13 protein-coding genes and 1 tRNA gene are annotated in these 20469 nt (G+C 44.3%); 1 reads left to right on the top strand and 13 read right to left on the bottom strand.

Translation table 11 applies throughout. From position 1 onward, the window contains the following. Positions 1-40: 40 nt before the first annotated feature. Positions 41-2215 (bottom strand): carboxy terminal-processing peptidase, encoded by a 2175-nt coding sequence (locus AO382_RS04325; protein ID WP_064618503.1) that lies wholly within the window; start codon positions 2213-2215, stop codon positions 41-43. A gap of 232 nt (positions 2216-2447) precedes the next feature. Here AO382_RS04325 and nagZ point away from each other — a divergent pair, with 232 nt between their 5' ends. Then, positions 2448-3524, top strand: coding sequence for a beta-N-acetylhexosaminidase (gene nagZ / locus AO382_RS04320; RefSeq protein WP_064618501.1), 1077 nt, complete (start codon positions 2448-2450; stop codon positions 3522-3524). A 160-nt stretch (positions 3525-3684) separates the two neighbouring features. Here the strand turns inward: nagZ and gorA are convergent, their stop codons facing one another. From gorA to tuf, 12 genes are all read right to left on the bottom strand, one after another. Then, positions 3685-5055 carry a glutathione-disulfide reductase gene (gene gorA, locus AO382_RS04315; RefSeq protein ID WP_064618499.1) on the bottom strand — a complete coding sequence of 457 codons (1371 nt, stop codon included), beginning with the start codon at positions 5053-5055 and terminating at the stop codon, positions 3685-3687. A gap of 148 nt (positions 5056-5203) precedes the next feature. Further along, positions 5204-6436 carry a phosphoglycerate dehydrogenase gene (gene serA / locus AO382_RS04310; RefSeq protein WP_258865266.1) on the bottom strand — a complete coding sequence of 411 codons (1233 nt, stop codon included), beginning with the start codon at positions 6434-6436 and terminating at the stop codon, positions 5204-5206. Positions 6437-6647: 211 nt separating this feature from the next. After that, positions 6648-10886, bottom strand: a complete 4239-nt coding sequence (rpoC, locus tag AO382_RS04305; protein ID WP_064618496.1) for a DNA-directed RNA polymerase subunit beta' — start codon at positions 10884-10886, stop codon at positions 6648-6650. A gap of 81 nt (positions 10887-10967) precedes the next feature. Further along, on the bottom strand, positions 10968-15059 hold the full coding sequence (rpoB, locus tag AO382_RS04300) for a DNA-directed RNA polymerase subunit beta (RefSeq protein ID WP_064618494.1): 4092 nt from the start codon (positions 15057-15059) through the stop codon (positions 10968-10970). A gap of 421 nt (positions 15060-15480) precedes the next feature. Then, complete coding sequence (gene rplL / locus AO382_RS04295) at positions 15481-15855, bottom strand: 50S ribosomal protein L7/L12 (RefSeq protein ID WP_049237832.1); 375 nt, start codon at positions 15853-15855, stop codon at positions 15481-15483. Positions 15856-15911: 56 nt separating this feature from the next. After that, positions 15912-16415, bottom strand: a complete 504-nt coding sequence (gene rplJ / locus AO382_RS04290) for a 50S ribosomal protein L10 (protein WP_049237830.1) — start codon at positions 16413-16415, stop codon at positions 15912-15914. 308 nt (positions 16416-16723) lie between these two features. After that, a complete protein-coding gene (gene rplA / locus AO382_RS04285) occupies positions 16724-17425 on the bottom strand; it encodes a 50S ribosomal protein L1 (RefSeq protein WP_064609843.1) in 702 nt (233 codons plus the stop codon). Then, the gene (rplK, locus tag AO382_RS04280) at positions 17425-17856 is read right to left on the bottom strand and encodes a 50S ribosomal protein L11 (RefSeq protein WP_049237827.1); all 432 of its coding nucleotides are present in this window, start codon (positions 17854-17856) and stop codon (positions 17425-17427) included. The genes rplA and rplK overlap by 1 nt, the downstream gene beginning before the upstream one ends. 101 nt (positions 17857-17957) lie before the next feature. Then, complete coding sequence (gene nusG, locus AO382_RS04275) at positions 17958-18488, bottom strand: transcription termination/antitermination protein NusG (RefSeq protein ID WP_064618493.1); 531 nt, start codon at positions 18486-18488, stop codon at positions 17958-17960. Positions 18489-18508: 20 nt separating this feature from the next. Continuing rightward, the gene (gene secE, locus AO382_RS04270) at positions 18509-18982 is read right to left on the bottom strand and encodes a preprotein translocase subunit SecE (RefSeq protein ID WP_064618491.1); all 474 of its coding nucleotides are present in this window, start codon (positions 18980-18982) and stop codon (positions 18509-18511) included. Between the two features lie 63 nt (positions 18983-19045). After that, positions 19046-19121: transfer RNA gene (locus AO382_RS04265), tRNA-Trp, on the bottom strand. Between the two features lie 145 nt (positions 19122-19266). Further along, positions 19267-20457, bottom strand: coding sequence for an elongation factor Tu (gene tuf, locus AO382_RS04260; protein WP_064609853.1), 1191 nt, complete (start codon positions 20455-20457; stop codon positions 19267-19269). Positions 20458-20469: the final 12 nt, after the last annotated feature.

Here is a 20469-nt window from a genome sequence, read left to right as displayed (position 1 = left end):
TTTATTGATTTGCCAAAATTGGCAAACTCATACCAGTAAATTATCGCTCAGCATCAAACATCAGGCGCGCTGCCTCAAGCACATAAATCTCGCTTTCAGGCAGCTTTGGACGCTCATTTTCTTTCATAGCACCTCGCTCTTCAGCCATCGCCTCTAGGTTGGCTTGATACGTTGACCAATTGACAAATGGCGTCTCGCCTGTGGCTTGTCTGCGCGCATTTTCGGCAGCTAAAGTACGGTTTTCGATCAGCTGTAATTTGGCACGACGTTTTTGTAAATTGATCTCGGTCGGTTGTTTGTCATCATCAAGCGCACGAATGGCATTGAGTTCAGACAAATATCTAAACTGCGGATCACTTGCTTGGCGCGCTTTTGACTGCTCATTGAGTGAGCTTAACAGGCTTGGCGAATATTTGCCAGCAGCTTGATAATTTGTTGACTCAATGGTATCCCAAGGCAGCGGATTTTTATATTCACGCTCGCCAAATTCAATGCCTTCATAGATATTGACCAGTTCAACATCAGGCACCACCCCTTTGGTCTGAGTACTGCCACCATTGACACGATAAAATTTACGCTGCGTCAATGTCACCGAACCAAGCGCCACATCGTCACGCTGAGTCTGAGCGGTGCCTTTACCAGTAGTCGTACTACCCACCACTAAGCCTAGTCCATAGTCTTGGATCGCCGCAGCAAAAATCTCACTGGCAGATGCCGAGCCAAGATTGACCAGCACAGACAATTTACCATCATACAACTGGCGACCGCCATCTTTATCTTCAAAGACTTGTACATTGCCTCGATTATCACGAATCTGAACCAAAGGACCTTCTTTGATAAACATACCAAGCATTTTTGCCACTTCATCAAGCGAGCCACCTGGATTATGACGCAGATCGACCACCAAGCCATCAATGCCTTGAGCAGTCAGGGCTTTGATCGCTTTTTCGGTGTCGTTGCTGACACTGCGATACTGACTGGCGTCTACACCTTCGCGGCGCGCTTTAAAGTTCAGATAAAAACTTGGAATCTCAATGACGCCGACTTTTTTTATGCCGCCATTATAAGGCATCTCAATCACCCGATGCTGCACACCCGATTCTTCTTGCTGAATGACATCACGCACTAAGGTGACGGTTCTGGCTTGTGAATCTGGCGTATTGGGCTGTTTGACTTTGACAGTCACTTCAGTACCGCGAGCGCCGCGGATCAAAGCAACGATCTCTTTGGTGCTATAGCCGATGGTATCGACCATTTCGCCTTCGGCTTGTGCCACGCCGATAATCAAATCATTGGCCAAAATTTGACCTGACTTGGCAGCCGGTCCACCATCTACAAGGCTGACAATACGAATGTAGTCCGGATTTTTACGATCAGGGCGAATCGAAACGCCAATCCCTTCAAGCTGTAAACTGGTCTGAATTTGGATGTCTTGGGCTTGCACTGGGGCATAATAATTGCTGTGCGGATCATAGGCAGTGGTCGCTGCATCTAGAACTGCTTCCATGATTTCGTCATTTTTAAGCCGCTCAAGCTGCTCTTCTTGGCGCTTAAGACGATTTAACAAAATCTCTTTGGGTGTGCGACTTTCTGCCTTAACCAAGTCTTGACCGCGCGCCAATTCAGGATTGTCTAGATACGCTTGGTCTTTGGCTTTGTCGTCTTCTTGATTGAGCATGATGGTAATCAGTGACAGCGCTGTCTGATTTTTCCAATATTCAAGCTGCTCTTGTTTGGTTTGAAAACGCGGCGCATCTTCGCGATCAAGCGTGATGCGCTTATCGGTATATAAATCGATGTCGGTATCCAAATATGATTTGGCAGCGCTAAAGTATTCAAAAGATCGCGTGCGAAAACGCTCAAAAATCTCAATGCCTGGTGTCATATCACCGCGCATCAGATAAGCGGTGTAAGTGTTGCCGTATTTATTGGTAAATTCGTCCACATCAGACTGTAAAAACAACGTACGATTTGGGTCAAGCTTATCAAAATACATCTGTAAAATGACTTTGCTCATATCCGCATCCAGTCGTTGATCATTATAATGCGCTCGATCAAGCAATATGGCAATCTGACGAGCCGTCACTCGCTGCTCAGGTGTCTGCATAAATGCGGCACGATCGGATGCTTGAGCAAGCGAAGAAAAACTGCTTACAAACAACGCACATGCCACCGCGCCAGCCACGCCTGATAAAAGATATTGTTGTTTTGACATATCCACATCCTGATGTTAGATGATTAAAAAACAGGTAAAAAACCCAAAATATCCGCTATCTTAACATAAAAAACACAAAGTTTTTTTACCTAAGTGCTAGTTTTTGTGCAACTGCCTTAAGCAATCGTTACAAAGTCACTACTTGGGCATGAAAATTAGCGCTCACTCCTCTTTTCATCTCAATTTCATGGCATAATAAGCATCAGATGACTGATTAACTAAGGAGTTTTTTGTGGCAAAAGGTGTGATTATGGCGGATGTCACTGCCAAGACATTGGATGATGAAGATCGTGCGTTATTATCACATCCAGAAGTTGGCGGTATTATTTTGTTTGCGCGTAATGTTGAGTCACCTGCACAAGTGCGTGCGCTCACCGATTCGATACGACAAATCAACCCAAGCGTGCTCATCGCAGTCGATCAAGAAGGCGGGCGTGTGGCACGGTTTCGCTCTGGATTCTCACCCCTGCCTGCCATGGGCAAATTGGGTGAATTATATGATCTAAATCCTGCTGACGCTCTATCATTGGCGTATGACTGCGGCTATTTGATGGCGTGTGAAGTTTTGGCAGTCGGTGTTGATTTTAGTTTTGCACCAGTGCTTGATGTTGATGGCAAAAGCCTTGTCATTGGCGATCGTGCTTTTCATGCAAATCCAGATGCCATCATAGCATTATCAAGGCAATTCATGGACGGTATGAAAAATGCTGGTATGGCAACCACAGGCAAGCATTTTCCAGGTCATGGCTCCATCGCCCCTGACTCGCACGTTGCCGATGCGATCGACGACAGAAGCTTTGATGAGATTATGCATCACGACACCCAAACCTTTATCCAAACCTTAGATCAGCTTGATGCGCTCATGCCTGCCCATGTGATTTTTAGCCAAGTTGATGATAAGCCTGCGGGATTTTCCAAACTCTGGATTCAAGATATCGTGCGTAATCAGCTTAGATTTGATGGCGTGATTTTTTCTGATGATTTATGCATGCAAGCAGCGCACATCGCAGGGGATGTGGATGCGCGTGTGCTTGCCGCGCTAGAGGCTGGCTGCAATATGGCGCTAGTGTGCAATCATCGAGACGGGGCACTGCTTGCCATCAAAGCCGCTCAAAGCTTGGTAGATCAGCCACAACATCGATTTGGGCGTATGAAAGGGAGAATCCCAGATTGGCAAGGTAGCTTGGAAGCCACTTGCCGCCAATTTCCGCTATGGCAAGCCGTGAAAGATCGTGTGCAAAAAGCCTTTTTTGAAGATAATCAAGAAAGCTTAGCCAAGGATCCAACAGCTTATACCAAGACTTTTTAATCAGCCTTTAAACCTTAAATATAAGTCATTAATATCAAAGGATGAAATTTTTAGACATTTAAAGACAGGCTTTTTAAAATAGGCAGTGGCACTCCCCATCAAAAAACCCATCAGTGATACTCATGGGTTTTTTGATAATAAATTTGATGATTTTTGACGATTAACGCATCGTGACAAATTCTTCGGCAGCCGTTGGATGAATGGCAATGGTATCATCAAAATCTTGCTTGGTTGCACCCATTTTCATCGCAACCGCAAATCCTTGAATCATCTCATCCATACCAAAACCAATACCATGTAGTCCAATGATTTTTTGCTCCTCTCCTAGACAAATAAGCTTCATTCGACATGGCTCACGATGTGATGTTACCGCACTGTACATCGGCGTGAAGTTTGAGGTATAAACTTTGATATTATCAGCACCATATTGTGCAACTGCTGACGCTTCACTTAAGCCCACAGTCCCAATCGGTGGGTGGCTAAAAATTACCGTCGGCACCAAGTGTAACTCCAAATGCTCGTCTGGCTTATTATTAAACAGTCTTTCAGATAATCGTCGTCCTGATGCCACCGCCACAGGTGTCAGCTCAACACCATTTGCAACGATATCCCCAACAGCATAAATCCCCTCAATATTGGTATTTTGAAATTTATCAGTGATAATTTGACCTTTGGCATTGGTTTTGATACCAACGGCATCAAGGTTAAGCTGATCCGTTGCAGGCTTGCGGCCTACCGCCCAAATCACACAGTCAACGGTGAGATTTTGTCCATCATTAAATTCAACCGTCAGCGTTTTATCCTCATTTTGGATAATTTGTTGTGTATTGACGCCTGTGTGTATTTGAATGCCATCATTTTGCATGACATTAACCAACACCTCAACGATATCATCATCAAATGAACGCAGTGGCTGATTGCCACGAATCATCAGATGCGTTTGAGCACCCAAACTATTCATCACACCTGCCACCTCAACTGCGACATAACCTGCACCAATGATAGCCACACGCTTTGGCATCTCATCGAGTGCAAAAAATCCATCTGAGTCAATACCTAGCTCCTGACCAATAATATCAGGTCTGACTGTCTGACCACCCGTTGCGATGACGATGTGGTCAGCACTGATTTGCTCAGTTGTGCCATCATCATAAGCCACCTCAACGGTATTTTTATCAATAAAGCGGGCAAATCCTTGAATCAATTCAACGCCATTTCTTTCAAATACCATACGATAAGATTGGTGAATACGCTCAATATATGCTTGGCGTGATTGGATTAATTGACCAAAATCAAACTCATCAATATTGCCTTTAAATCCATAATCTGGTGCATATTTATGAATTGCATCGGCGATTTGGGCAGCATACCACATGACTTTTTTGGGTACACATCCAACATTAACACAAGTACCGCCAATCAAATTGGCTTCAATAATGGCACATTTTTTGCCATATTGGGCAGCACGATTAATAGATGCAATACCACCTGAACCGCCACCAATGGCAAGATAATCATAATGTTTGGTCATTGTTTTCCTCATTTTTCATTATGTGCAAACAGTCAAATATGACCTGCACAAAATTATCATGTTATTATTAATCTATTGTACCATAAAATCACAAAAACCGCCTGATTAAAAGCGGTTTTGTCATCATGATTGGATTTGATAAAATCAATTAAAACAATACTCTGACTCGGATGGTTTCTGGCACAGCACGCAGGCGCGCCAAGGCTTTTTCTGAATCGTTATCATCCACATCCATCACCAAATAGCCCACATCTCCTTTGGTCATCAAAGACTGTGCCGCGATGTTGATGCCTGCATCAGCAAACGAAGCATTGACTTGCGACAAGACACCTGGAACATTGCGGTGAATGTGCAATAAGCGATGCGTGCCATCAGTAAATGGAATGGAGACATTCGGGAAGTTGACGGCACTGGTGGTGTCACCTTGATCAGAGTAGCGCACGAACTTTTCGGCGACTTCAAGACCGATATTGGCTTGAGCTTCTTGAGTTGAACCACCGACATGCGGCGTCAAGATCACATTATCAAAGGCGCGTAGTGGTGATTCAAACTCTTCGTCGGCTGATTTTGGCTCTTTTGGGAATACGTCAATTGCCGCGCCAAGAATCTTTTTACTCTCAAGCGTCGCCGCCAAAGCATCGATATCCACACATCCGCCGCGCGCAGCGTTGATGAAAAACGCCCCATCTTTCATTTGCGCAAACTCTTTGGCAGTCATCATGTTGCGCGTGCTTGGCAAATCAGGCACATGCAGGGTAACGACATCCGCCTTAGATAGTAGCTCCTCTAGGCTACCAACTTGCACCGCGTTACCCAGTGGCAGCTTAGTGATGACGTCATGATAAATGACTTTCATACCCAAACTTTCGGCAAGCACTGACAACTGAGAGCCGATTGAGCCATACCCGACGATACCCATGGTCTTGCCACGCACCTCATAGCTGTCTTTAGCAGACTTATTCCAGCCGCCGCGATGCACGACAGCATTTTTTTCAGGCACGCCGCGCATGAGCATGATAGTTTCAGCAAGCACCAGTTCCGCCACAGAGCGCGTATTTGAATAAGGCGCATTAAATACAGGAATACCCAGCTCAAGTGCCGCCTCTAGATCAACTTGGTTGGTGCCAATGCAGTAGCAGCCGATGCAGATCAGTTTTTCGGCAGCTTCAAGCACCTTGCGCGTCAGCTGAGTGCGCGAGCGGATCCCAATAAAATGTGCGTCCTTGATCTTCTCAATCAACTCAGCCTCATCAAGCGCTGATTTGATGTATTCAATATTTGTATAGCCGGCGTCATTGAGTACTTTTAGCGCATTTTCATGAACGCCTTCAAGTAACAAAAAGCGGATTTTATCTTTATTTAACGATAAGGTCATGAGAATATCCTTGCAGGTGACAGTTAAAAGTATAGTTATACACCCATTAATACAAATTTGCAATATATTCACAAACTTGCGAATGTAAATTATCAGACAATTTTTTGGACTGTATGACTGAAAATACCGATAAGAGCTTTGGCTAGATTATACAGCTTCATTTTAGCCCAAAAAAACAAAAGCCCGTTCCTAGAAACGAGCCTTTGAAAATATACGCTTACTCTTGAGAGCCCAGCTCATCAGCGAATGCTTTGGCAAAACTGTCTTCAACACTCAAATTATCTTCTGAAGTTGCAGACGGTTCAGCTGCCATGGCTGACAACAGCTCATCAACCTGAACGCTTTCGCTGCTGGCATTTTGAGCTTTACGCTGGCGAGCTTGATGATACGCCAAGCCAGTACCTGCTGGGATCAAGCGACCCACAACGACGTTTTCTTTCAAGCCAGACAAGTCATCCACTTTGCCCATCACCGCAGCGGCAGTTAAGACACGGGTAGTTTCTTGGAACGAGGCTGCCGAGATAAAGCTTTCGGTTGCCAAACTTGCTTTCGTGATACCCAAAAGCTGACGCTCATATTGCACAGGGAATTTGCTATTAGCAACCAATTCTGCATTCAATGCGCGAATCTTTGAGTATTCAGCTTGATCGCCTTTGAAGTAGCTTGAGTCGCCACCATCAATGACTTCAACTTTGCGCAGCATCTGACGCACGATGACTTCAATGTGCTTGTCGTTGATTTTTACACCTTGTAAGCGATAAACTTCTTGCACTTCATTGACAATATAATTTGCCAGTGCTGTCTCACCTTTTAGGCGTAAAATATCATGCGGGTTTTGAGGTCCATCAGAAACCACCTCGCCACGCTCAACAGTTTCGCCCTCAAAGACGTTGATTTGACGCCATTTTGGAATCAACTCTTCATGCACATCGCCATCTTCATTGGTGATGATAAAGCGGTTTTTGCCTTTGGTTTCTTTACCAAAACTGACCACACCACTCATCTCAGCCATAATGGCATGATCTTTTGGACGTCGTGCTTCAAACAAGTCAGCAACACGCGGCAGACCACCGGTAATATCTTTGGTACCTGAGGTTGCCTGTGGTACACGGCCAAGTACCGAACCTGCTGTGACATGCTCACCTTCAGAGACGCGGATGATGGTTTCGTTTGGTAAGAAATAAACCACTTCTTTACCTTCATCGGTATCCAAGATGATCGCAGGACGCAAATCTTTGGCAATACTTGGGCGATCTTTGCTGGTCAGGATTTCAAATGAGCTCACACCCGTCATCTCATCCACCTTAACTGTCGCAGTCATACCATCGGTAATGTCGCTAAAGCGTGCGGTACCTGAGAACTCTGTAATGATCGGATGGGTGTGCGGATCCCATTTGGCGATGACCTGTCCTGCTTCAACGGTATCTGTGTCACGCACCAAGACGCTTGAGCCATAAGGTACTTTATAACGCTCACGCTCACGACCTTGATCATCAGTCACACCAATCTCTGCCGAACGAGAAACCACAACCAAATGACCATCGGCATGTTCAACTGTTTTCATATTATGAAAACGAACTGAACCTGAATTACCAACCGAGACGCTGTTATCAACAGAAGCCGCGGACGCCGCACCACCAACGTGGAACGTACGCATGGTCAGCTGAGTACCTGGCTCACCAATTGACTGTGCTGCCATCACGCCTACAGATTCGCCAATATTGACCAAATGACCACGAGCCAAATCACGACCATAGCACTTAGCACAGACGCCCTGAGTGGCTTCACAAGTAATGACCGAGCGCACATATACTTCATCAATTGCATTGGCATCTAGCTTTTCAACCAATCGCTCGTCAATCAAAGCACCTGCTGGTACAACCACTTCGCCATCTGCATTCACCACATCTTTGGCAGCGACGCGTCCAAGCACACGATCACCCAAGCGTTCAACAATTTCACCACCATCAATCACAGGTGTCATGCGCTGACCTGCATCCGTACCACAGTCATCTTGGGTAATGACCAAATCTTGCGCCACATCAACCAAACGACGGGTCAGATAACCTGAGTTTGCTGTTTTCAAAGCGGTATCTGCCAAACCTTTACGGGCACCGTGCGTTGAGATGAAGTACTGAAGTACCGTCAAGCCTTCACGGAAGTTGGCTTTAATTGGTGTTTCGATAATCGAGCCATCTGGCTTAGCCATCAGACCACGCATACCTGCAAGCTGACGGATCTGCGTTGCACTACCACGAGCACCTGAGTCAGCCATCATATAGATTGAGTTAAATGACTTTTGAGTTTCGGTCTCGCCGTCTGCGTTGGTTACCTCGTCTTTAGACAAGTTATCCATCATCGCATTTGCAATTTTATCTGAAGTACGCGCCCAAATATCAACAACTTTGTTATAACGCTCACCTGCAGTGACAAAGCCTTGCTCAAATTGTTGTTCAATATCGCGGACTTCGGCATCAGCTGTATCCACGATTTGCTTTTTGGTTGGTGGAATAACCATATCTTCCATACCAATCGAAATGCCCGATAAAGTCGCTTGTGCAAAACCCAAATACATCAGATGGTCAGCAAACATGACCGATTCTTTAACACCCAGCTTACGATAGCATGAGTTTAACAGCTTAGAGATATTTTTCTTGGTCATCTCCGTGTTACACTCACTAAACGCCATGCCTTCTGGCATGATATTCCAAATTAGCAAACGACCAGCTACGGTATCTTGGATACTGGTATGGCTGATTTTTTCACCTGTTTTTTCATCCAAAATTGTCTCAGCGACACGAACTTTAATCTTGGCATTCACAGATAAATCATCTGAACCAATTGCTCTTAGAGCTTCATTCACCGTACTAAATACCATGCCTTCGCCTTTGGCATTCACACCGCCACGGCTAATATAATACAAACCAAGCACAACATCTTGAGAAGGCACGATGATCGGCTCACCATTTGCAGGCGACAAGATGTTGTTGGTTGACATCATCAAAGCACGAGCCTCAAGCTGAGCTTCTAAAGTCAGCGGTACATGAACTGCCATTTGGTCACCGTCAAAGTCGGCGTTAAACGCAGCACACACCAGTGGGTGCAACTGAATTGCTTTACCCTCAATTAACACAGGCTCAAACGCTTGCAGACCCAAGCGGTGAAGTGTTGGTGCACGGTTTAGTAGGACAGGATGTTCACGAATGACCATCGCAAGCATATCCCAAACGGCTGGCTCTTCACGCTCAACCATTTTTTTGGCGGCTTTAATGGTACTTGCAATGCCATTTTGTAATAACTTAGCATAGGTAAACGGCTTGAACAGCTCAAGTGCCATTTTCTTTGGTAAACCACACTGATGCAGACGCAAAGTAGGACCAACCACAATCACCGAGCGTCCAGAATAGTCTACACGCTTACCAAGTAGGTTTTGACGGAAACGACCTTGCTTGCCTTTAATCATATCAGCAAGTGATTTTAATGGACGCTTGTTAGACCCTGTAATAGCACGGCCACGGCGACCATTATCCAGTAGTGCATCAACTGCTTCTTGTAGCATACGCTTTTCGTTACGCACAATGATATCAGGTGCATTCAGCTCAAGCAGGCGTTTTAAACGATTATTACGGTTAATCACACGGCGATACAAATCGTTCAAGTCTGACGTTGCAAAACGACCACCTTCAAGCGGTACCAAAGGACGCAAATCTGGTGGCAACACAGGTAATACGGTCATCACCATCCATTCAGGCTTGTTGTTTGAGTCGCGGAAAGACTCAAGCAGCTGCAAGCGCTTGGACATTTTTTTCAGTTTGGTCTCAGAGCCAGTTTGTGGAATTGCAGTACGAAGCTCATCAATTTCGCCATCCACATCAATATCACGCAGTAAATCTTGAACAGCTTCAGCACCCATCTTCGCAATGAACTCATCGCCATATTGCTCAAGCGCATTAAAATACTCTTCATCATCCAACAGCTGATATTTTTCAAGACTGGTCATGCCAGGATCGGTCACGATGTAGCTTTCAAAATAAAGCACACGCTCAATGTCACGCAACGTGATGTCTAATAGAAGACCGATACGGCTAGGCAATGATTTTAAGAACCAAATATGAGCAACTGGAGAGGCAAGCTCAATATGACCCATACGCTCACGGCGAACCTTAGCCGCAGTCACTTCAACACCGCAGCGCTCACAAATAATACCTTGGAATTTACGGCGCTTATATTTGCCACACAAGCACTCAAAATCTTTGACAGGGCCAAAGATTTTGGCACAGAATAAGCCATCACGCTCAGGCTTAAAGGTGCGGTAGTTAATGGTTTCTGGCTTTTTAACCTCACCATGTGACCAAGATTTGATTGCCTCAGGTGATGCCAAAGAAATTTGAATGCTATCAAATTCTTTGACGCCATTGTCAGCAGGGCCTTTCATGATATCTAATAAATCTTTCAAAAGGTTTCTCCGTTGTATTCGTCGTAATCTTTACGCCCAGTGATCATTTGATCACTGGGTAGTGTTGGTCTTGGGCTTTGGTTACTTCTTTTCTTTTAAGTCAATGTTGATACCCAGCGAGCGAATCTCTTTGGTCAAGACATTGAACGACTCTGGCATGCCAGGATTCATATACTGCTCACCATCGACAATATTCTTATACATGCGTGTACGACCCTCAACATCGTCCGACTTCACAGTAAGCATCTCTTGCAAGGTGTAAGTTGCGCCATAAGCCTCTAACGCCCAAACTTCCATCTCACCAAAACGCTGACCACCGAATTGTGCTTTACCGCCCAATGGCTGCTGAGTGACAAGCGAGTACGAACCTGTCGAACGCGCGTGCATCTTATCATCCACCAAATGGTTTAGCTTCAGCATATACATATAGCCAACTGTAACAGGGCGATCAAATTTCTTACCAGTGCGGCCATCATATAGTGTTTGTTGGCCGGTGGTTGATAGATCAGCTAAGCTTAGCAGCTCTTTGATTTGAGCTTCTTCAGCGCCATCAAATACCGCTGTGCCCATAGGTACGCCATCTTTTAGATTTTGGCATAGCGCTAACAAATCTTCATCAGACAAGCTGTCTAAATCCACTTGCTCACCGCCAACTTGGTTATAAATCTTATCTAAGAATTCACGCAGTTGGGCGATGCTGGCTTGAGCACGCAGCATGCCATTAATCTTATCACCCAGACCTTTGGCTGCCATACCCAAATGGGTTTCTAGCACCTGACCGATGTTCATACGCGATGGTACACCCAATGGGTTTAGCACGATGTCAACAGGGTTGCCATTTTCATCATAAGGCATGTCCTCAACTGGCATGATGCGCGACACAACCCCTTTGTTACCATGGCGACCTGCCATCTTATCACCTGGCTGGATACGACGCTTAACCGCCAAATAAACCTTAACGATCTTTTGGACGCCATGCGCCAAGTCATCACCTTGGGTTAATTTGCGTTTTTTCTCGGTAAATTTGTTATCGATGTCTTTTTGCTTATCGCTTAAGAATTCAGCAATCTGACCCAAACGCTCTGAAACTTCCTCTTCAGCAGGCTGAATATCTAGCAAGCTTTCTAGTGGCAAATTTTCGATATCTGCAGCGCTTAGAACTGTACCCGCTTTAAAGCCTGCACCGCCGCTGACTTTTTTGCCTTCTAGCAGGCTCAAAATACGGCCTTTTGCTGCTGCTTCAAAAATCACCAATTCTTCTTTTAAGTCTTTACGGTAATCGTCAAGCATGGCTTTTTCGATAGACTTAGCGCGGCTGTCTTTTTCAAGGCCGTCGCGTGTGAAGACTTGCACATCAATCACCGTACCTTTGGTTGATGATGGCACACGTAAAGATGTGTCTTTAACGTCGGCAGCTTTTTCACCAAAAATGGCACGAAGCAGCTTTTCTTCTGGAGTGAGCTGACTTTCGCCTTTTGGAGTCACTTTACCAACCAAAATGTCGCCAGCATCTACTTCCGCACCGATATACACGATACCTGCTTCATCAAGATTTGCCAGCGCAGCTTCACCAACGTTTGGAATATCGCCTGTGATTTCTTCAGGACCAAGCTTAGTATCACGAGCCACACAAGTCAGCTCTTGAATATGAATGGTAGTAAAGCGATCTTCTTGAACCACGCGCTCAGATAATAAAATCGAGTCTTCGAAGTTATAACCATTCCAAGGCATGAATGCCACGCGCATATTTTGACCCAGTGCAAGCTCACCAAGATCGGTTGACGGACCATCTGCCAAGATATCGCCACGCGCGATTTCATCACCTTCATTGACGATGACACGCTGGTTAATACAGGTGTTTTGGTTTGAGCGAGTGTATTTAATCAAATTATAAATATCAATACCTGCCTCACCTGCCGTCATCTCGTCTTCATTGACACGCACAATGATGCGACTGGCATCAACTTCTTCGATCACACCGCCACGCTTAGCAACCACACAAACGCCCGAGTCACGCGCCACGTGACGCTCCATACCTGTTCCCACAAGCGGCTTATCACTGCGCAGTGTTGGAACTGCCTGACGCTGCATGTTTGAGCCCATCAAGGCACGGTTTGCGTCATCATGCTCCAAGAATGGGATCAGACCTGCTGCTACCGATACTACTTGACGCGGTGAAACATCCATATGAGTGACTTTATCAGCACTCATACGCACAAATTCGCCGTCATGACGGACACTGACCATTTCTTCGGTCAGCTCACCTTGATCATTCATCGGTGAGTCAGCTTGTGCGATCACCATGCCCACTTCTTCGATGGCAGAAACATATTCAATCTCATCGGTCACACGACCATCAACGACGCGTCTGTATGGTGTCTCCAAGAAGCCAAAATTATTTGTTTTGGCAAAAGTTGCCAAAGAGTTAATCAAACCGATGTTTGGACCTTCAGGGGTTTCAATTGGACATACACGACCATAGTGAGTCGTATGGACATCTCGAACCTCAAAGCCTGCACGCTCACGCGTCAAACCACCTGGACCCAATGCTGATACACGGCGTTTATGCGTAATCTCAGATAATGGGTTATTTTGATCCATAAACTGCGATAGCTGACTTGAGCCGAAGAACTCTTTGATAGATGCTGCCACAGGTTTTGAGTTAATCAAGTCCTGAGGAGATAAATTATCAGAATCGGCTGTGGTCAAGCGTTCTTTAACGGCACGCTCAACACGCGCCAAACCGATACGGAACTGGTTTTCAGTCATCTCACCCACAGAGCGAATACGGCGATTACCTAAGTGGTCAATATCATCTACCTCGCCACGACCATTACGGATCTCGATCAACTCTTTTAAGACATCAACAATATCTTGATTCGATAAAACACCTTGCTCGCGCTGCACATCCATATCGTCAGTGTCAATGAACTCACGACCCAAACGACGGTTGAATTTCATACGACCCACATTAGACAAGTCGTAACGCTCTTGGCTAAAGAACATGGATTCAAAAAGCTTTTCAGCAGTCTCAAGTGTTGGTGGTTCACCTGGACGCATCACTTTATAGATTTCGATCAGCGCCTCTTCACGAGTCAAAATGGTGTCAGCGCGTAGTGTATCAGCGATATATGCACCATGATCGATATCATTGGTGAATAAAATCTTAAATGATTGAATATTCTTTTCAGCAAGTTTTACCAAAATTTCATGGTCAATCAAGGTATTGGCACGAACCAAAACCTCGTCCCCAACCACAATATCCTCGCCAATGATACGCTCATACAAGTATTCATCAGGCACAGCTAGCTTAGTCATACCAGCATCTAGGATTTGCTTAACACGGCGTGCGTTGATACGCTGACCTTGTTCAACAATCACCTTACCATCAGGGCTTACGATGTCAAACTGAGCCATCTCACCTTTTAAACGATCAGCAATCAGTTCAATTTCAAAGGATTCATCACCTTTAAATACTTCAACTTTTTCAAAAAATTGATCTAAAATTTGAGCGGTATCCATGCCAATGGCACGCAAAATAATCGTTGCCAACAACTTACGACGGCGGTCAATACGCGCATACACCAAATCTTTGGCATCAAATTCAAAGTCAAGCCAAGAACCACGATAAGGAATAATGCGTGCGTTATAAAGTACTTTACCGCTTGAGTGCGACTTGCCTTTATCGTGATCAAAGAAAACACCAGGTGAACGATGCAACTGAGAGACGATGACACGCTCGGTACCGTTAATAATAAAAGTACCATTATCCGTCATCAATGGAATTTCTCCCATATAAACGCTTTGTTCACGGACGTCTTTAATGGCAGTTTTGTTTTCTTTATCCTTGATAACGAGGCGAATTTTTACACGCAAAGGTGCTGCAAAGGTTGAGCCGCGCATGATACATTCACGCTCATCAAACTCAGGCTCACCTAAGTAATACTCAACGAATTGTAATTGAGCATTACCAGAGTGGCTTTCGATCGGGAAAATTGAAGAAAAAGCCGCTTGTAAACCAATATTGGCACGAGCTTTTGGTTTTTTATGCTCTTGTAAGAATTGCTCATAAGAATCCACTTGGATGGCAAGCAGATAAGGCACATCCATGACATCTGGAAGCTTTGAAAAACTTTTGCGAATACGTTTCTTTTCGGTATAAGAATATGCCATTAAGATTCCTTAGATTAACTTAAAAATATGCTGCCAAAGAGGCAAACACTGCCAAAGATTTTGTCTATTTTAATAGCTAAAATCAAAATATGAAAGAATCATTGCGATTCTTGAGAATAAGCACCCATTTTTTGAACTTTACAAAGGAAAATCGCACGGAAATAAAACAGACAGACACAACAAATCGCCAAATACCGTTCAGTATCTAGCAAATCACTGTTAATAATAGGTAAGTCGTTCAGCTTGCATGGGTGCGTTTGTCCTTTTGGGATGTGTTTCTATTCCGCTGTAAGAACAGATACACAAAAGGTCAAATACTTAATTATAATAAAAAAAAGCCAATAATGCAATACATTATCGGCTTTTTTGAAAAATAATTTTTTAAATTGCTGGCTGTATGACTAGCAGCAATTTAGGTAAATTATTTAAGGTCAACGCTTGCGCCAGCTTCTTCAAGCTTCTTCTTAAGCTCTTCAGCTTCAGCTTTAGATGCCGCTTCTTTAACAGTTTGTGGAGCACCTTCAACTAGGTCTTTAGCTTCTTTTAGACCTAGACCAGTAACTTCACGCACAACTTTAATAACAGCAACTTTCTTATCGCCTGCGCTGGTTAGAACAACGTCAAACTCGTCTTTTTCTTCAGCCGCACCGCCAGCATCGCCGCCAGCTGCTGGAGCTGCTGCTAGAGCTGCTGCAGATACGCCGAACTTCTCTTCCATCGCAGAGATAAGCTCAACGATTTCCATTACTGATTTTTCCGCGATTGCGTCTAAGATTTGTTCATTAGTTAGTGACATAGCAATTATTCCTAACAAAGGTATGAGAGTAAATAAATTTAAAATGTTACGGTAAATTAAGCCGCTTCTGATTCCATCTTATCACGAAGTGCAGCTAAAGTACGTGCAAGTTTGCCCGCTGCTGCTTCTTTCATAGTACCCATCAGACGTGCGATAGCTTCGTCGTAAGTTGGTAGGGTAGCTAGGCGATCGATAGATTTTGCGTCGATAAATTCACCTTCAAAAGCTGCGCCTTTGATTTCGAACTTGTCATTGGTCTTTGCAAATTCTTTGAACAAACGTGCTGCTGCACCTGGATGCTCATTTGAAAATGCGATTAGTGTAGGACCAACGAATACATCGTTCATGCACTCAAAAGAGGTGTCAGCTAGAGCACGACGCAACAAAGTGTTACGTACAATGCGCATATCTACACCTGCTTCACGAGCAGCTTTACGAAGTTCGGTCATCTTTGCCACTGTAACGCCGCGAGAGTCGGCAACTACAGCAGAGAGCGCACCTTTGGCAGCTTCATTTACTTCAGCAACAATTGCTTGTTTGTCTTGAAGATTTAGTGCCATGGGTTGTCTCCAAAATTATTGCTTAAATACCACAAAAGCAATAAGCCAAATTCACAAACACCTAAGGATGTTTGCACCATTACGGCGACAATACAGTCTCACCGTCTGCGTAGGCAGGTTTCCCTATTAGATTGCTGAGCAATACCTACGGTCTTAGACAGCACAACCCGTTGTGCTGAACTAATAAATATTAATTTGTTAAACTTTTTTGATGGCTAAAATAAACTTTAGCCATCAAAAGTTGCATTATTATAATCAATAAAATTTTAAAATCAAGTTAAATATAAGAATTTAACCCAACGCATTGATTATTTATTAACGCGGTGTGGTACTGGATCAATTGCGATACCAGGACCCATGGTGCTAGATAGCGTGATCTTCTTGATATAAATACCTTTAGAAGTTGCTGGTTTAGCACGCTTAAGATCATTTAATAGAGCTGTTGCGTTTTGCTCGATTTGCTCAGCAGTAAAGCCAACCTGACCGATAGAAGCATGAATAATACCTGCTTTATCAACACGATACTGAGCCTGACCCGCTTTAGTATTTTTTACTGCAGTAGCGACGTCAGCAGTTACAGTACCAACTTTTGGGTTTGGCATCAAACCGCGTGGACCAAGAATGGTACCAAGCTGTCCTACAACACGCATCGCATCAGGTGATGCAATCACAACATCAAAATCCATGTTGCCAGCTTTGATGCTTTCTGCTAGGTCTTCAAAACCAACGACATCAGCACCTGCCTCTTTAGCAGCATCGGCAGCGGCGCCTTGTGCAAATACTGCAACACGCTTAGTTTTACCAGTACCCGCAGGTAGATTGGTTGCGCCACGAACAACTTGGTCAGATTTACGTGGATCTACACCCAAGTTAATCGCAATATCAATTGACTCTTTGAATTTTGCTGCTGGCAAATCATTCAAAATTGCAACGGCTTCTTCGATGGTGTATAGCTTGTTGCTGTCCACACGATCTTTAATTAATTGTTGACGCTTAGTTAGCTTAGCCATTACACACCCTCCACAGTGATACCCATTGAACGAGCAGTACCTGCAATAGTACGGATTGCCGCTTCAAGTTCAGCAGCGGTTAGATCTGCTTGCTTGGTTTTTACGATTTCTTCAAGTTGATCACGGTTAACAGTACCAACTTTTGATGTGTTAGGAGTGCTTGAACCTTTTGCAATACCTGCTGCTTTACGCAATAAAACCGCCGCAGGAGGAGATTTCATCACAAAAGTGAATGACTTGTCATTAAAAACGGTAATTACAACAGGAATAGGCAAGCCTGGCTCAATATTTGCAGAAGCAGCGTTGAACTCTTTACAGAATGCCATGATGTTCACGCCTTTTTGACCCAATGCTGGACCAATTGGTGGCGATGGATTTGCCTTACCGGCAGGCACTTGTAGCTTGATGTAGCCATCAATCTTCTTTGCCATGAGAATCTCTCCAATAACGGGTAGTAACGCTAAATAGCTCCCCAGGTTAATAACAAGCTCTAGACCAGTACCCAGAGCCGAAACCGCATATTATACGGTAATTAATTAATCTTTTCAACCTTATTAAATTCAAGCTCAACTTCAGTTGGACGATTAAATACGCTGACGGTCAGATGTAATTTTGACTTATCATAATCCACTTTCTTAACAAGTCCTTTGAAATCTGTAAATGGACCGTCAATGACCAACACTTCTTCGCCAGGCTCGAACATGGTTTTTGGACGTGGGGCATCACCAGTTTTATTAATACGATTTAAGATTCGATCCGCTTCAATCTGAGTAATTGGTGCAGGATGCTCTGGCGTGCCGCCGATAAATCCTGTGATATTTGGGCAAGATCTGACAATATGCCAAGTATCTTCGTTCATTTCCATATTGATCAGGACATAGCCTGGGAAAAGTTTTTGCTGCGTTGTGCGCTTTTTGCCTTCACGCATTTCTACAACTTCTTCAGTCGGTACAAGCACATCACCAAACTTATCGGCAAATTCACTGCGCTTAATGCGCTCAATCAAAGAACGCTGAACTTGATTTTCATAACCAGAGAACGCTTGAATGATATACCAACGCATTTTATACCCTTTTTAATTACTTAAATAACAAAGCCAACAACGTAGCTAAAGAACATATCCAACAACCAAATGATAATTCCAAAAACAATCATCATCAAAATCACTTGCCAAGTATAACGAACAGTCTCATCTTTGGTTGGCCATGTCACACGGCGCAGCTCAATACCCGCATCTTTTAACAATGTTTTGAAAGCCGATCCTTGATTGGTAAATGCCAGACAAATAAAGCCAAATACAACCAAGCTTACCGTAATAGCAATCTGTGTCCAAACATTATTAGCAGGCGCCCAATACCTTGGCAAATATTGAGACACCAAAGTTGCCGAAATCATGGCAACGATGGCAACCAACCACAAAAGCATATCTTTTGGCGAACGCTTTTTAGCAACCTCTACCACACTCTCTTTTGAAACTGTGATTGGGGTTTTGGTAGGTTTTAAGCCGGATGCTGAAGTTTCAGATTGGATATCCAAATTGTCTTTATTATCGCTCATGCAGGGACTTGCCTTGGAATGACCAATTTTTATGAAGTTAAAAGAATGGTATGAAGAATAAGATGGCAGGCGATGAGGGACTCGAACCCCCAACCCTCGGATTTGGAGTCCGATGCTCTACCAATTGAGCCAATCGCCTAGGGTGTTAAGGACTGCTATTATAGCAAACTTTTTATTTTTTGCAAGTATTTTATCTAAAAAAATCCAACCACCACCCATAAAAAAACCAAACCCTTTCGAGTTTGGTTTTTGTGGCAATTGCCTGGTTAATGACTGAAAAAGAATCAGTCTTTAACGTTAGCAACAACACCAGCACCAACAGTACGGCCGCCTTCACGGATTGCAAAGCGTAGACCTTTGTCCATGGCGATTGGGTGGATTAGCTCAACGCTCATCTCAACGTTATCACCTGGCATAACCATTTCAGTGCCTTCTTGTAGGGTGATGGCACCAGTTACGTCTGTGGTACGGAAGTAGAACTGTGGACGATAGCCATTTAGGAATGGGGTATGACGACCACCTTCTTCTTTTGATAGCACGTATACTTCTGCATCAAACTTGGTGTGTGGGGTGATTGAACCTGGCTTAGCCAATACTTGACCACGTTGAACTTCTTCACGCTTAGTACCACGTAGTAGGATACCACAGTTCTCACCTGCACGACCTTCGTCTAGCAGCTTACGGAACATTTCAACACCAGTACAAGTGGTTTTAGTAGTTGGTTTGATACCGATGATTTCAATTTCATCACCAACTTTAATAATGCCTGATTCAACACGGCCAGTTACAACAGTACCACGACCTGAGATTGAGAAGACATCTTCGATTGGCATTAGGAATGACTTATCGATGTCACGCTCAGGCTCTGGGATGTATGAATCTAGCGTGTCTAGTAGTTCTAGAACAGCAGGCTCACCATATTTACCGTCAGAACCATTCAATGCTTCTAGTGCTGAACCTTTGATGATTGGGGTGTCATCACCTGGGAAGTCATAGTCAGATAGAAGTTCACGAACTTCCATTTCAACCAATTCTAGTAGCTCTTCATCATCTACCATGTCGCACTTGTTCATGAATACCATGATATATGGTACACCAACCTGACGAGACAGTAGGATGTGCTCACGAGTTTGTGGCATTGGGCCGTCAGTTGCAGAAACAACCAAGATTGCGCCGTCCATCTGTGCAGCACCTGTGATCATGTTTTTAACATAGTCAGCGTGGCCTGGGCAGTCTACATGTGCGTAGTGACGAGCTTCTGTGTCATACTCGATGTGAGATGTGTTAATAGTAATACCACGTGCTTTTTCTTCAGGGGCAGAGTCGATAGCAGCGTAGTCTTTTGCTTCACCACCGTGGTGCTTAGCAGCAACGGTTGCGATAGCAGCAGTTAGAGTGGTTTTACCATGGTCAACGTGACCGATGGTACCAACGTTTACGTGTGGTTTTACACGTTCAAACTTGGCCTTTGCCATGATGGTTTCCTC

Origin of the sequence: Moraxella catarrhalis (assembly GCF_001656295.1) — a bacterium.
Taxonomy (GTDB): Bacteria; Pseudomonadota; Gammaproteobacteria; order Pseudomonadales; family Moraxellaceae; genus Moraxella; species Moraxella veridica.
The sequence above is the reverse complement of the archived record's forward strand: the minus strand, read 5'-3'. Positions and strand labels throughout refer to the sequence as shown.

Coding starts and splice junctions, on each gene's coding strand:
- AO382_RS04325 (WP_064618503.1), bottom strand. CDS start 2,215: ATGTCAAAACAACAATATCTTTTATCAGGCGTGGCTGGCGCGGTGGCA.
- gorA (WP_064618499.1), bottom strand. CDS start 5,055: ATGACCAAACATTATGATTATCTTGCCATTGGTGGCGGTTCAGGTGGT.
- rpoB (WP_064618494.1), bottom strand. CDS start 15,059: ATGGCATATTCTTATACCGAAAAGAAACGTATTCGCAAAAGTTTTTCA.
- rplL (WP_049237832.1), bottom strand. CDS start 15,855: ATGTCACTAACTAATGAACAAATCTTAGACGCAATCGCGGAAAAATCA.
- rplJ (WP_049237830.1), bottom strand. CDS start 16,415: ATGGCACTAAATCTTCAAGACAAACAAGCAATTGTTGCTGAAGTAAAT.
- rplA (WP_064609843.1), bottom strand. CDS start 17,425: ATGGCTAAGCTAACTAAGCGTCAACAATTAATTAAAGATCGTGTGGAC.
- rplK (WP_049237827.1), bottom strand. CDS start 17,856: ATGGCAAAGAAGATTGATGGCTACATCAAGCTACAAGTGCCTGCCGGT.
- nusG (WP_064618493.1), bottom strand. CDS start 18,488: ATGCGTTGGTATATCATTCAAGCGTTCTCTGGTTATGAAAATCAAGTT.
- secE (WP_064618491.1), bottom strand. CDS start 18,982: ATGAGCGATAATAAAGACAATTTGGATATCCAATCTGAAACTTCAGCA.
- tuf (WP_064609853.1), bottom strand. CDS start 20,457: ATGGCAAAGGCCAAGTTTGAACGTGTAAAACCACACGTAAACGTTGGT.